We start from the raw sequence: 13,352 nt of genomic DNA, 5'->3' as shown, positions 1-13,352 counted from the left end.
GGCCCTTTAACCGTAGGGTCGCCATTTATGGTGACCACCGCATAGCGACTTAGGAACTCACATGAATCAGCAAATCTATTTCCTCAACGGCCCGAACGCTAACCTGTACGGCATGGACAAAAGCGGCACCTACGGCACAGAAAGCTTTGCCAGCATCGGTGAACGCTGCCAGCGCCGGGCGGCTTCGCACAATATCACGCTGCAATTTCGCCAGAGCAATCACGAAGGCGTGTTGGTTGACTGGATTCAGGAAGCACGACAGCAGGCCGCCGGATTGATCATCAACGCCGCTGGTTTAACCTACAGTTCGGTGCCAATCCTTGATGCGTTACTGATGTTTGATGGCCCGATCATCGAAGCGCACATGAGCAACATCTGGAAACGCGAGCCGTTCCGCCATCATTCAATGGTATCAAAAGCCGCCACCGGCGTGATTGCCGGCTTGGGCGTGATCGGTTACGAACTTGCGATTGATGCGGTGGTCGAGTTGATTAAGGCGCATGCGGCATGAGTGCCTTGGTGTTTTACAGCGAGTTCGACAGCTTTGAACAGTGGTCAGCGTTGCTCGCGCCGCATCTGCCGGGCGTGAATATCTGTCGCGCAGAAGAGGTGCAAAACGTCGAGGAAGTACATTTCGCGTTGGTGTGGAAACCGCCGCACGGCTTTTTCGCTGCATACCGCAACCTGAAACTGTTGGTGAATCTGGGTGCGGGCGTTGATTCGCTGGTCGGACGCGATGATTTGCCGGATATCCCGATTGTTCGTTTGTCTGACCCGCACATGGCGCGCATGATGGCCAGCTTCGTGCTGTTTGCCGTGCTGCGTTATGTGCGCGATATTCCGGCGTTTGAGCGGGCACAACGTGAACGGCGCTGGCATTACGTGCATCCGCGTTCACCGGAAACCGTGCGCGTTGGCGTGCTGGGATTGGGTGAGTTGGGCGCGCACGCCGCGCAGGAGTTGGTGCGTCAGGGATTGGATGTGCGTGGCTGGTCGCGATCGCAAAAAACCATCGACGGCATTTCCTGTAGCAGCGGAATAGAGGCGCTGGATGATTTCCTCGCCAGCAGCGATATTTTGGTGGTGATGCTGCCGCTCACGCCGCAAACTCAGGGATTGCTGAGTGCTGAACGGTTAGCACTCTTACCGCCCGGTAGCGCGTTTATTAATGTGTCGCGCGGGGCGATTGTCGATCAGGTGGCGTTAACACAAGCGCTGCAGCGTGGGGATATTGGTCAAGCCACGCTGGATGTATTCGACCGCGAACCGTTGCCGCCGGAAGATGCGCTGTGGGCGATGGATAATGTGTTGATTACGCCGCATCTGGCGTCGGTCGCCATTCCCGCCAGCGCCGCACCGCAGGTTGCCGAAAATATCCAGCGCGCCGCGCGTGGTGAACCGGTGTTGCATCAGGTATTCCCGCAGCAGGGATATTAATCGGTGGTCGCCATTTACGGCGACCAACATCATCACGCCACCCGCACCACTTGTGGATCGAAATAACTCGGTGCCGCCATGCCGGGAATATATTGGTCGGAAATAAACATGCGGCAACGCTCGGCAAACGCGCTCACCACCATGGATTGCTGTACGTGCGCCATGGTGGCATAACCCAACTGCATCGCCTTGTTAACGCCCGCCAACCGCACGCGAATCAGGCGTTTACCATCCTGCGACAAGTGCGCTTTGGGTCTCACGTTGGCGATACCAAAGCCAACACCGTTCGCCACCATCGCGCGCACCGTTTCCATACTGCTGGATCGCATCACCACATTTGGCGTCACACCGGCTTCGCTGAACAAGCCAAGAAAATATTCCCGACTCCACGGCATATCCAGCAGCACCATAGGCACTTCAGCCAGATCCTGGATCGATACCGCAGATTGCGTGGCGAACGGATGATGCTCACCCACCATCACATAGGGCGGCAGCTGCGCCAGCGACTGGAAAGTGACATCGCTGGCGGGCACCAAATCATAGGTAAGGGCGATATCGATATCGGCTGAGCGCAGCTGTTTTAACAGCAACTCATGATTGCCCTCCACCAGCGAGATGCGCACGCCGGGAAAGGCGCGGCCAAAACCAAACACCAGTTCCGGCGTCAACATCGGCGCTAGCGTATCAAGGCAACCAACGCGCAGCGGGCCGCGCACGTTGTTCATCGATTCCGACGCGATGGTGTAGAGATTCGACATCTGTTCGAGGATCAGTTTGGCCTCTTTCAATACCTGATGGCCGATTGCGGTGAGTGAAACGCCTTGGGCGTGGTGACGCACAAACAGCTGCACGCCAAGCTCAGACTCAATATGGGTGATGGCTGCGGAAATCGACGGTGAGGAGACGTGAATACGCTCCGAGGCGCCAATAATGCTGCCCGCTTCACCGGAAGCGACAAAATATTCCAGCTGACGCTGGGTGATGCGACTGAGCATGCAGGTTCTCCTGAGATCGCTGACACGCTCATGTCGCGTCAGTCATTCTAATAGTGTCGATTTAGCTCAAGCATTTCTCATGCCAAATTCCGACTCACAGCATAATCACCTGTTCATGCGCCAGCGCCCATTCGCTTCTACCTCACTACTGCTTAAGAAAATCCTTGCTAAGCAGGCCGCTTTTTTAGCCTCAGAAATTCTGATGCAACAGCGAGGGAAATGCTGTTTTACCCAATCTCAACGCAACGGCATTATCGCTTCAACACCCGAGAACCGCCTTCGCACTGTTTTAGTGCATTGCGACGCGATGGACCAGACGGTGGTGCAAAGCAGCTATAACAGCCATTTCATTCATTGGGGACGAAAATATGTTGCGTAAGATTGGTGCCTTAACGTTATTGACCACGTGTGTATTGAGCGCAGGGAATGCGATGGCCGCAGATAAGCTGATTGTCAGCACCTGGGGCGGCAGCTTTAAAGATCTGATTGATCAAACCATCGCCAAAGAGTTCACCAAAGAAACCGGCGTAGAAGTGCAGTTTGTCACTGGCGGCACCATTGATCGCCTAAATAAAGCCAAGCTGGCGGGCGGCTCGCCGGAAACCGACGTCACCTTTACCACCGCGCATGTCGGTTATCTGTATGCCAACAGCGGCCTGTTTGAAAAGCTCGACATGAGCAAAATCCCTAACGCGGTGAATCTGGTCCAGCAGGCCAAAGTCAGCCCGTATCACCTTGGCGTGTGGGGCTACGTTTACACCATCGGCTATCGTCCAGATTTAGTACCGAAGGGCGAAGAATTTACCAGCTGGAACGATCTGTGGCGTCCAGAACTGAAAAGCTCGATTGCGCTGCCAGACTGGGATCCGAGCCATATCATTGCGGTCTCCGCCAAACTCTCTGGCACTGATGCCGCGCACTGGGAACAAGGTCAGGCCAAACTGAAAGCGCTGATCCCGAACATCAAATCCTTCTATACCGATGATGCCAACAGCCAGCAGCTGATCTCCACGGGTGAAACGCCGGTGCAGGTGATGCTGTCGATGAACGCCTACAGCATGATTGCAGAAGGCGTCAACATTAAGCTGGCCATTCCAAAAGAGGGTGCAATTTTGGGCGTTGATACCGTCGGTATCAACAAAGGCACCAAACACGCGGAACTGGCCTACAAGTTCATGAATATCGCGCTGAAACCGGAAATCCAGCAGGAAGTGGCGAAGATCTATCGCGGCAGCCCAACGGTGACCAATGCGCATATCGATCCGGAACTGGCGAAACTGCCTGGCATGCTGACCACGCCAGAACAGTGGAATGCCACCATCAACACCGATCCACAACTGCGCGCGGAAAAAACCGCCGAGTGGCGTCAGTGGTTCTCTGAAAACATCATGTCGCATTAATAAATAGGGGCGGCCGTTTGGTCGCCCGGTTAGTCGCAACACTTTATTCAGGCAGCAACGTCTATGACGAAAAAACCGACATTCTTACCCTGGTTCATTATCCCCGCCACGTTTACGGCGCTTGGGCTGGTGGTGGCCATGTTTGCCGTGATGCAGTTTAGCGTGCGGGCCTATATTCCCGGATCGCTTGATGTGGGTGGATTCACGCTGGCGAACTTTAACGGGCTATTTAAGAAAATTTATGCCGATGCTTTTATCAACACGGTGATGCTCAGCGCAAAAACCGCGATTTTTGGCCTGCTGATGAGTTATCCGCTGGCGTATGCGCTGGTGAGAACGCGCACCACCTGGATCAAATCCACCATTTTGATTATCGCCATTACGCCGCTGTTTCTTGGCGAAGTGGTACGCACTTATTCGTGGATCATCGTGCTGGGCAATAGCGGCTTCCTCAATAGCCTGCTGCTGGCAATGGGGCTGATTAACAAGCCGATCCAGTTCATGTTTACTCAAACCGGCGTGGTGGTCGCGCTGGTGCATGTAACCATGCCAATCATGGTGATGATGCTGGCGACTGCGCTGTCGCACATCAATCCCGATTATGAGAAAGCCGCCACCAGCCTGGGCGCAGGGCCGATTCGGACCTTGCTGACGGTGACCATTCCGCTGTCGATTCCCGGTATCGTTTCCAGCCTGACCACGGCGTTTGCCTGGACGTTCAGCGCTTTCGCAACCCCGCAGCTGATTGGCGGCGGACGCGTTAGCACCGTGGCAACCATGGTTTATCAGCTGGGCTTCTCTTCAATGAATTTTCCGTTTGCCGCTGCGCTCAGCATTGCCGGTTTGATTCTGACCATTCTGCTGTTGATGGCGCTGAAACGTATGAGCCGCTTCATCCATGCGATGGGAGAGCACTGATATGACCCGCTCCCTCAACGATAAATTGATCACACTGGCGGGACGCGCGCTGGTTATCGCGATTTTGCTGTTCGTATTACTGCCAACGATTGTGGTGTTCATCTCCTCGTTCAGCAATAACTCAGTGTTGTTCTTCCCGCCAAAAGGCTGGTCGCTGCGCTGGTTCGAACGTGCGGTGAATTACGATGACTTCCGCCACGGTTTCTATTCGGGATTGATTGTGACGGCGTGGGCGTCAACGCTGGCGGTGATTATCGGTGCCACGCTGGCGATCGCCATTGAACGTTACAGTTTCCCTTGTAAACAGGTGCTGGAAGGTGTGCTGTTGTCACCGCTGTTTATTCCGCACTTCACCATTGGTCTCGGCTTACTGATGCTGGTCTCTCAACTGGGCATTGGACGCGGTTATCCGCTGGTGATCTTCTGCCACATCGTGCTGGTGCTGCCGTTTGTGCTGCGCAGCGTGTATGTGTCGCTGAAAAACCTCGAACAGCGTATTGAATTAGCTGCTGCAAGCCTCGGTGCTTCGCCGCTGCGCGTGGTGTGGACCATTACCGTGCCGCTGATTTTGCCGGGCTTGTTTGGTGGTTGGTTATTTGCTGCCATCCTGTCCTTCAACGAATTTACCGCTTCGCTGTTTATTACCACGCAAGCCACGCAAACCTTGCCGGTGGCGATGTACAACTATGTGCGTGAGTTTGCCGACCCAACGCTGGCTGCACTGTCGGTTATTTATATTGCGGTGACGGCAACGATGTTAATTATCGCGAATAAGTTTTTAGGTTTAGGGAAAATATTAAACGTCGAAGCAGGGCATTGATGTATTAACACTGAATGCTGTGCTTATTTAATGGCGCAGCATTTATTAACCTGAATATCAGTCATACGGCACCTGATTACTCTTTTCCATGAAAAGAGCGGGGGCGATCATCTTTAGGGATCTCACATGTCAGTAGAAAAAATTAATACCGTGGTGGTCGGAGCGGGTCAGGCAGGTATTGCGATGAGTGAACATCTGTCATTAATGGGCGTGCCACATGTGGTTTTCGAGCGTAGCCGTATTGCTGAACGTTGGCGTTCAGAACGTTGGGATTCATTGGTTGCCAATGGCCCAGCCTGGCACGATCGTTTTCCTTCAATGAAATTCGATAATATTTCCCAGGAAGCCTTTCCTCCGAAAGAGCGCATGGCGCAATATTTCGAAGACTACGTAAAAATGCTCAATGCGCCGGTGCGTACTGGCGTGGAAGTGTATTCGGTTGAGCGCCTGCCGGAACGTAGCGGTTTTAAAGTACTGACCTCGGTCGGTGAATTTGAAGCTGACAATGTGGTGGCGGCAACCGGTCCTTTCCAGAAACCCGCTTTCCCGCAGATCGTGCCGGAAGCCGCTGCACTGCATCAAATTCACTCATCGGCCTATAAAAATCCGCAGCAGCTGCCGCAGGGCGGCGTGCTGGTGGTGGGGGCAGGCGCTTCAGGCTCACAAATTGCGGAGGAATTACGTAAATCTGGCCGTGAAGTGACACTTTCCATCGGTGAACATTACCGTCCGCCACGTTCGTATCGCGACCGCGATTATTGCTGGTGGCTGGGCGCGCTGGGCTTGTGGGATGAAGTCAAAATCAAGCCAAAGAAACAGCACGTTGCTTTTGCCGTAAGTGGTTATGAAGGGGGAAAAACGGTCGATTTTCGCCGACTGGCACATATGGGAATTACGCTGGTTGGTATCACCAAAACCTGGAATAACGGCGTGCTAAGCTTTGCCGATGGTTTAGTGGAGAATATTGCTGAGGGCGACAAAGCCTATTTTGACGTGCTGCGTGATGCCGATGCTTATATTGAACGCAATGGCCTGGATTTACCGCCCGAACCGCAAGCATGGGAATTACTGCCGGATCCAGAATGTTTAATTAATCCATTATCAGAATTGGATCTGCAGGCTGCAGGTATCACCAGCATTATCTGGGCCACCGGTTTTAAATTTGATTTCAGCTGGCTGAAAGTGGATGCCTTCGACGCTAATGGTATACCGTTCCACAAGCGCGGTATTTCAGCGGAGCGTGGTATTTACTTCCTTGGCTTACCTAATTTGGTAAATCGGGCATCATCGTTTATTTACGGCGTATGGCACGATGCCAAATATATTGCCGACCATGTGGTATTACAAAACGCCTACACTGATTATAAAAAGTCGTAAAAATATCTGCTTCTGCACGGTGCGCATAAATGCGCACCTTACAATATGTGCAGCACGGTCGTAGGGTCGCCATTCATGGCGACCTCTTCCAAATATTATTGGAAAATCCTCAATGGTCATTACCTGCATCGAAGAGTTACGCCATTTAGCCCGTAAACGCGTACCAAAAATGTTTTATGACTATGTCGATGCTGGTTCATGGACGGAAAGCAGCTATCGCGCCAATGAAGCCGATTTTCAGCGCATCGAATTTCGCCAGCGTGTAGCAGTGGATATTTCACAGCGCAGCACTGCCAGCAGCATGGTTGGGCAATCCGTGGCGATGCCAATGGCGATTGCGCCCACCGGCTTAACCGGCATGATTCATCCCAACGGCGAAATCCTTGCTGCCCGCGCGGCGAAAACCTTCGGCATCCCGTTTACGCTTTCCACCATGAGCATTTGCTCATTGGAAGCGGTGGCGCAGGCCACAGACCATCATCCATTCTGGTTTCAGCTTTATGTGATGCGCGATCGGCAATTCGTCGCCAACCTGATTGAACGTGCCAAAGCCGCCAACTGCAGCGCTTTGGTGCTAACGATGGATTTGCAGGTGTTTGGTCAGCGGCATAAAGACATCAAAAATGGCTTATCGACGCCGCCCAAATTGACGCTGCGTAATCTGCTCAATATCGCCGGTAAACCACGCTGGTGCAGAGGGATGCTTGCTACAACGCATCGTAACTTTGGCAACATCATCGGACACGCCAGCGGCGTAGACAGCATTGATGCAATGATGGCGTGGACACAGCAGCAGTTTGATCCCTGCCTTTCCTGGCGCGATGTTGAGTGGATTAAGCAGCGCTGGGGCGGCAAGTTGATCGTCAAAGGCATTATGGATGTTGAGGATGCGCGTCTGGCGGTGGAAGCGGGCGCCGATGCGATCATTGTCTCGAATCACGGAGGCCGCCAGCTGGATGGCGTCTCTTCGTCGATCTCACTGCTGCCGGAGATTGTGGCAGCGGTGAACAAAGAGGTTGAAGTGCATTTCGATGGCGGTATTCGTTCCGGGCAGGATGTACTGAAAGCCATCGCGCTTGGCGCTCAGGGAACCTATATCGGCCGCAGTATGCTTTATGGTTTGGGCGCGCTAGGCGAACAGGGTGTAACGACCGCGTTGAATATCATCCGTAATGAGTTTGATCTTTCTATGGCGTTTTGTGGCAAAACGAATGTGGAGTCGATTGGCGCAGATATTCTTCGTTTGTGAGTCGGTCGCCATAAATGGCGACCCTACAAAAACGCGCCAATCCTTTGTAGGGTCGCCATTTATGGTGACCGAAAGACGCTTAACTGAAGAGTATTACGCCCATAATGGCGGCCTACAAAAGATAATAAAAAAAGCCGGACATTGTCCGGCTTGATTCACTTCTGGCGTGGATTACAGCGCCATATCCTGTTTGCCTGATTCCGCACGCGGCTTAGCCTGCATCGGTGCAACCGCTTGATCACCCATGTTGATAACCGGCGGCTTGGTCAACAGCAGCGTCGCTGCAGTGTTATCCCAAACTTGCTGGGTCAGCGCGGTGTTGCCGTTCAGCTTCTGGCCGAAGCTAGGCACGATTGCGCGGATCTTCTGCTGCCACTCTGGCGAAGCGAACTGCTCTGGGAACAGCTTCTTCATCACGTCGAGTGTGATTGGCGCAGCAGTAGAAGCACCCGGAGATGCGCCCAGCAGGGCAGCCAGGGTTTTCTGCTGATCGGTCACGATTTCGGTACCCAGTTTCAGCAAGCCACCTTTTTCCGCATCTCTCTTGATGATCTGTACGCGTTGACCAGCCTGAATCAGTTTCCAGTCCTCTTTACGCGCGTTCGGATAGTACTCTTTCAGCGCAGCAAAGCGGTCGTCGTCATTCAGCATCACCTGCCCAATCAGGTATTTCACCAGATCGAAGTTGTCGATGCCCACATGCGTCATCGGCATGATGTTGCTGGTGGTGGTCGCGCTCAGCAGGTCAAACAGCGAACCATTTTTCAGGTACTTGGTAGAGAAGGTGGCGAACGGCCCAAACAGCACCACTTTCTTACCGTCAAGGGTACGTGAATCGATGTGTGGAACCGACATCGGTGGCGCACCCACAGAAGCCTGACCGTACACTTTTTCCAGGTGACGGTTAGCGATTTCTGGGTTCTCGGTCATCAGGAACGAACCGCCGACCGGGAAGCCGCCGTAGTTGTCTGCTTCCGGAATACCGGTTTTCTGCAGCAGCTTAATCGCGCCGCCGCCAGCACCGATGAACACGTATTTCGCATCAACCGAACGCTTATCGCCGCTCTTCACATCTTTGATGGTGACGTGCCAGGAATTATCGCCGTTACGTTTGAAATCAGTGACTTCAGATGAAGTTTCCAGCTTGAAGTTCTGATCTTTTTTCAGGCTACCGATCAACTGACGGGTAATTTCACCGTAGTTAACATCGGTGCCGACTGGCGTCCAGGTTGCCGCGACTTTCTGGTTCGGGTCGCGACCTTCCATCACCAGCGGTGCCCATTGCTGGATCTGCTGATGATCGGTAGAGAACTTCATGCCCTGGAACAGGGTGGTTTTCTGCAGCGCATCGTAACGCTTGGTCAGGTACTCGACGTTTTTGTCGCCCCAAACGAAGCTCATGTGCGGCGTCGAGTTAATGAAGGAGTGCGGATCGTGCAACACACCGCGCTGCACTTGAGCAGTCCAGAACTGACGCGAAATCATAAAGGATTCGTTGATTTCCAGCGCTTTGCTAACGTCGATTGAACCGTCTGCACGCTCAGGCGTGTAGTTCAGCTCCATGTTAGCAGAGTGACCGGTACCGGCGTTGTTCCAGCCGTTGGACGATTCCAGCGCGACGCCGTCCAGCTTCTCAACCATCAGCTGTTTCCAGCCCGGTTGCAGCTCTTGCAGCCAGGTGCCGAGCGAGGCGCTCATGATGCCGCCGCCAATCAGCAGCACGTCAGTTTTTTCCGGTGCGTCATCAGCGCGTACCGCTGAAGAGACAAGCAGCGCTGCCAGCGAGAGGGCAGACACAATCTTTTTGGTGTGAGTCATTCCAGTCCTACTTATTATGCAATGCAGGTGAACGTTAAAAATTCGGATTGCACATTAAGAGATTGTTACTAAATGATTAACTTGTTTTTAGTTAATAAAGTATTGGTGTTAATTAATTAACTTACGAAACAGAAAATAGCGTGAAATATAAGCAGAAGAGGAAATAAATCGGGGATAAACCGCTTAGGCAGCGCGGTTATTCTTTATATCGGGAGACGCGACTTAGGTCAAATGAAACTCACGTATCCTTCGCTGCACATTCCATAAAACATCACTTCACGAAGCGTGTTCATTGCCCGCACACAAACTGGTTTACCCTAACGTCTCTAATGACTTGTTTTACTTTTGCGTGGGCAACGGCATGACTAACAAAACGCTGTATGAAAAACTGATCGATCAGCATGTGGTTCGTAAGTTAGACGATGAAGGGCACGTGCTGCTCTACATCGATCGCTCGATTCTGAATGAATACACCAGCCCGCAGGCGTTTAGCGCCCTACGCGATCACCAGCGTCCGGTGCGTAATCCGGGCACCATTCTGCTGAATGTCGATCACGTCAACCCAACGCGACCCGAGCGCGATGAGGCGATGACCGACGCGGGCGGGCAGTTACAAGTCGATTACTTCCGCCAAAACGCCGCGCATTTTGGCATCGAACTGTTCGATGTGCTGGATCCGCGCCAGGGTATTGAACACGTGGTGGCGCACGAGCAAGGTTTGGTAATGCCCGGCATGGTAATTGCCGCTGGCGACAGTCATACCACCACTTATGGCGCGTTTGGCGCACTCGGTTTTGGCATCGGCACCTCGGAAATCGAGCATCTGCTGGCGACGCAAACCCTGATTTATCGCACGCTGAAAACCATGCTGGTGACGGTGAGCGGCGAGCTGCCGTTTGGGTGCTCGGCGAAGGACATCATCATGGCGCTGATCGAACAGATTGGCGCATCGGGCGCGACCGGTTTTGCCATTGAATTTGCCGGTGAAGCCATCGAAGCGCTGAGCATGGAAGGGCGCATGACGCTGTGCAACATGGCGGTGGAAGCTGGTGCGCGCGGTGCAATTATCGCGCCAGATGAAAAAGTGTTTGCCTATATTGCCGGCAAGCCGCAAATGCCGACCGGCGAGCTGTGGCAGCAGGCCGTTGCGGAGTGGCGCGATTTACGTAGCGATGCTGACGCGCGCTTTGACAGCCGCATCGCCATCGATTGCAGCGATCTTGAACCGAAAGTGACCTGGGGAATCAGCCCGGACCAGGCCAGCACTATCACTGGCCGCGTGCCCGATCCGGCGCAGGAAAAAGATGCGGTAAAACAGCAGACGCTGCGCAGCGCGCTGAAATATATGGGGCTTGAGCCCGGCACGCCGTTAGCGGAAATCGCCATCACGCATGCCTTTATTGGTTCCTGCACCAACGGCCGCATTGAGGATCTGCGCGCCGCCGCCGCAATTATCGATGGGCATAAAATCGCGCCGCACGTACGCGGCATTATCGTGCCGGGATCGACGCAGGTGCGTCAGCAGGCAGAAGTGGAAGGTTTAGCCGCGATTTTCGTTGACGCCGGTTTCGAATGGCGTCAATCGGGCTGCTCGATGTGCCTGGCGATGAACGAAGATGTGTTAGCGCCCGGCGATCGCTGTGCATCTGGCACCAACCGCAACTTCCCTGGCCGCCAGGGCGCCGGTGCGCGCACGCACTTAATGAGCCCGGCGATGGTCGCCGCCGCCGCGATTGCCGGTCATCTGGTTGATGTCCGCAAATTCATGACTGCAGAGGTTTAATATGGAAGCATTTAACAACCTGACTGGCACGCTCGCGCCGTTACCGGCTGCCAATATGGATACTGATGTGATCATGCCCAAGCAGTTTCTCAAAGGCATCGATCGCCGGGATTTGGATCGCGGCGTGTTCTTCGACCTGCGCTTTTTGCCCGACGGCAGCCCGAATCCCGATTTCATTCTGAATCAGCCGGGCTGGGAAAACGCCGTTTTCTTGCTGGTCGGCGCCAATTTCGGCTGTGGCTCCAGCCGCGAACATGCAGTTTGGGGACTCAATCAGCTCGGCATCCGCGCCATTATCGGCACCAGCTTTGCCGGCATCTTTGACGATAACTGCCAGCGCAATGGCGTGCTGACGCTGACGTTAAGCGAAGAGGATTATCAGCGCCTGTGTGCAGTGGCGAATGATGCCGCCAACAACCGCATTACCGTGTCGCTGGAACAACAGGCGATCCTCTTCAATGATCAACGCATTGCCTTTTCGGTCAGTGCCTTGAAACGCGAGATGTTATTGGGCGGCGGCAGCGCGGTGGATTGGACGTTGCAATACGAATCCGATATCACCCAGTTTGAAGCGCAGCATTTTGCCCAGCGTCCGTGGCTGAAACGCGATCAAATCGTACAGGATGCCCAAGCATGAGTGAGATAATGCCACGTGGTGCTTCCCCCTTTATTAACGGCTTTAGGCTGAGTGACGTGCGTTTGGCGAATGGCGTGACGTTGCGCGTCGCCATCGGCGGCGAAGGCCCGCCATTGCTAATGCTGCACGGGCATCCACAAAATCATCTGGCGTGGCGCAAAATTGCGCCCCAACTGACGCAAAAATATCGCGTGATCCTGCCGGATCTGCGCGGATACGGCGATAGCGACAAGCCGTCGAGTGATGAGGCGCATCGTGCTTACTCGAAACGCGTGATGGCAGACGATATCGGCCTGTTGATCGACGCGTTAGGCCTGGAGCGTGTGGCGTTTGTCGGTCACGATCGCGGCGCACGCGTGGGCCATCGGCTGGCGCTCGATCATCCGGAAAAACTCTCCTGCTGCGTGTTCGTCGATATTGCGCCGACCGCCACCATGTATGCGTTAACCAATAAAGAGTTCGCCACGCGCTATTTCTGGTGGTTCTTCCTGATTCAACCTTATCCCTTACCGGAAACCATGATCGGTCACGATCCGGCATTATTCCTGCGTAAACACATTGATGGGCAATTAAAAACGCCGGGCGCCACCGAAGCGGCAATATTTAACGATTACCTGCGCTGTTATCAAACGAAAGAGATGATTCACGCGGTGTGCGAAGATTATCGCGCTGCGGCGACAATTGATTTAGACGATGATGCGCAGGACAGCGATAAACGCATTGAAGCGCCGCTGCTGCTGTTATGGGGAGAAAAGGGCACGGTTGGCCAATTATATAACGTGGTGGAAACCTGGCAGGATAAAGCGCGCGATATTCAAGGCCACGCATTACCTTGCGGTCATTCACCGCATGAGGAAGTGCCCGAGCTGTTTTTAAGCCAGCTTCAGCCCTTCCTGGATTCTGTGTTATAACCGGCTA

The 13,352-nt window shown here is 53.8% G+C and carries 13 protein-coding genes; 11 read left to right on the top strand and 2 right to left on the bottom strand.

Translation table 11 applies throughout. From position 1 onward, the window contains the following. The first annotated feature begins 61 nt into the window (after positions 1-61). Positions 62-511, top strand: coding sequence for a type II 3-dehydroquinate dehydratase (locus AC6I8A_RS21630; RefSeq protein WP_154157044.1), 450 nt, complete (start codon positions 62-64; stop codon positions 509-511). Continuing rightward, positions 508-1,437, top strand: coding sequence for a 2-hydroxyacid dehydrogenase (locus tag AC6I8A_RS21625; protein WP_265296704.1), 930 nt, complete (start codon positions 508-510; stop codon positions 1,435-1,437). The genes AC6I8A_RS21630 and AC6I8A_RS21625 overlap by 4 nt, the downstream gene beginning before the upstream one ends. A gap of 32 nt (positions 1,438-1,469) precedes the next feature. Here the strand turns inward: AC6I8A_RS21625 and AC6I8A_RS21620 are convergent, their stop codons facing one another. Then, a complete protein-coding gene (locus AC6I8A_RS21620; RefSeq protein ID WP_008106834.1) occupies positions 1,470-2,432 on the bottom strand; it encodes a LysR family transcriptional regulator in 963 nt (320 codons plus the stop codon). Positions 2,433-2,511: 79 nt separating this feature from the next. Here AC6I8A_RS21620 and AC6I8A_RS21615 point away from each other — a divergent pair, with 79 nt between their 5' ends. The 6 genes from AC6I8A_RS21615 (at position 2,512) to AC6I8A_RS21590 (ending at position 8,196) form a co-directional block, all read left to right on the top strand. Then, entirely contained in the window at positions 2,512-2,811 is a 300-nt protein-coding gene (locus AC6I8A_RS21615; RefSeq protein ID WP_265296706.1) for a hypothetical protein, read from the top strand. Further along, complete coding sequence (locus AC6I8A_RS21610) at positions 2,801-3,832, top strand: polyamine ABC transporter substrate-binding protein (RefSeq protein ID WP_008106832.1); 1,032 nt, start codon at positions 2,801-2,803, stop codon at positions 3,830-3,832. The genes AC6I8A_RS21615 and AC6I8A_RS21610 overlap by 11 nt, the downstream gene beginning before the upstream one ends. Positions 3,833-3,895: 63 nt before the next feature. Beyond that, a complete protein-coding gene (locus tag AC6I8A_RS21605) occupies positions 3,896-4,750 on the top strand; it encodes an ABC transporter permease (protein ID WP_256698669.1) in 855 nt (284 codons plus the stop codon). Between the two features lies 1 nt (position 4,751). After that, the gene (locus AC6I8A_RS21600) at positions 4,752-5,570 is read left to right on the top strand and encodes an ABC transporter permease (protein WP_497819147.1); all 819 of its coding nucleotides are present in this window, start codon (positions 4,752-4,754) and stop codon (positions 5,568-5,570) included. A gap of 126 nt (positions 5,571-5,696) precedes the next feature. After that, the gene (locus tag AC6I8A_RS21595) at positions 5,697-6,947 is read left to right on the top strand and encodes a flavin-containing monooxygenase (protein WP_256698671.1); all 1,251 of its coding nucleotides are present in this window, start codon (positions 5,697-5,699) and stop codon (positions 6,945-6,947) included. A gap of 112 nt (positions 6,948-7,059) precedes the next feature. Further along, positions 7,060-8,196: an alpha-hydroxy acid oxidase gene (locus tag AC6I8A_RS21590; RefSeq protein ID WP_265296708.1), complete on the top strand. Its 1,137-nt coding sequence runs from the start codon at positions 7,060-7,062 to the stop codon at positions 8,194-8,196. A 171-nt stretch (positions 8,197-8,367) separates the two neighbouring features. On the opposite strand, the gene mqo is transcribed toward AC6I8A_RS21590, so the two are convergent. Next, positions 8,368-10,014, bottom strand: a complete 1,647-nt coding sequence (mqo, locus tag AC6I8A_RS21585) for a malate dehydrogenase (quinone) (RefSeq protein ID WP_265296709.1) — start codon at positions 10,012-10,014, stop codon at positions 8,368-8,370. 361 nt (positions 10,015-10,375) lie between these two features. Between mqo and leuC the strand changes: the two genes are divergently transcribed. The 3 genes from leuC to AC6I8A_RS21570 are packed head-to-tail and all read left to right on the top strand — an operon-like array spanning position 10,376 to position 13,345. After that, complete coding sequence (leuC, locus tag AC6I8A_RS21580) at positions 10,376-11,797, top strand: 3-isopropylmalate dehydratase large subunit (protein WP_497819146.1); 1,422 nt, start codon at positions 10,376-10,378, stop codon at positions 11,795-11,797. 1 nt (position 11,798) lies between these two features. Then, positions 11,799-12,434: a 3-isopropylmalate dehydratase small subunit gene (gene leuD, locus AC6I8A_RS21575; protein ID WP_436332182.1), complete on the top strand. Its 636-nt coding sequence runs from the start codon at positions 11,799-11,801 to the stop codon at positions 12,432-12,434. Continuing rightward, entirely contained in the window at positions 12,431-13,345 is a 915-nt protein-coding gene (locus tag AC6I8A_RS21570; protein ID WP_497819145.1) for an alpha/beta fold hydrolase, read from the top strand. The genes leuD and AC6I8A_RS21570 overlap by 4 nt, the downstream gene beginning before the upstream one ends. The last annotated feature ends 7 nt before the right edge of the window (positions 13,346-13,352 follow it).

The organism is Pantoea sp. X-Soil-ISGK-275, assembly GCF_059730795.1.
Note: the sequence above shows the minus strand (reverse complement) of the source record. Positions and strands in the feature narration are given on the sequence as shown.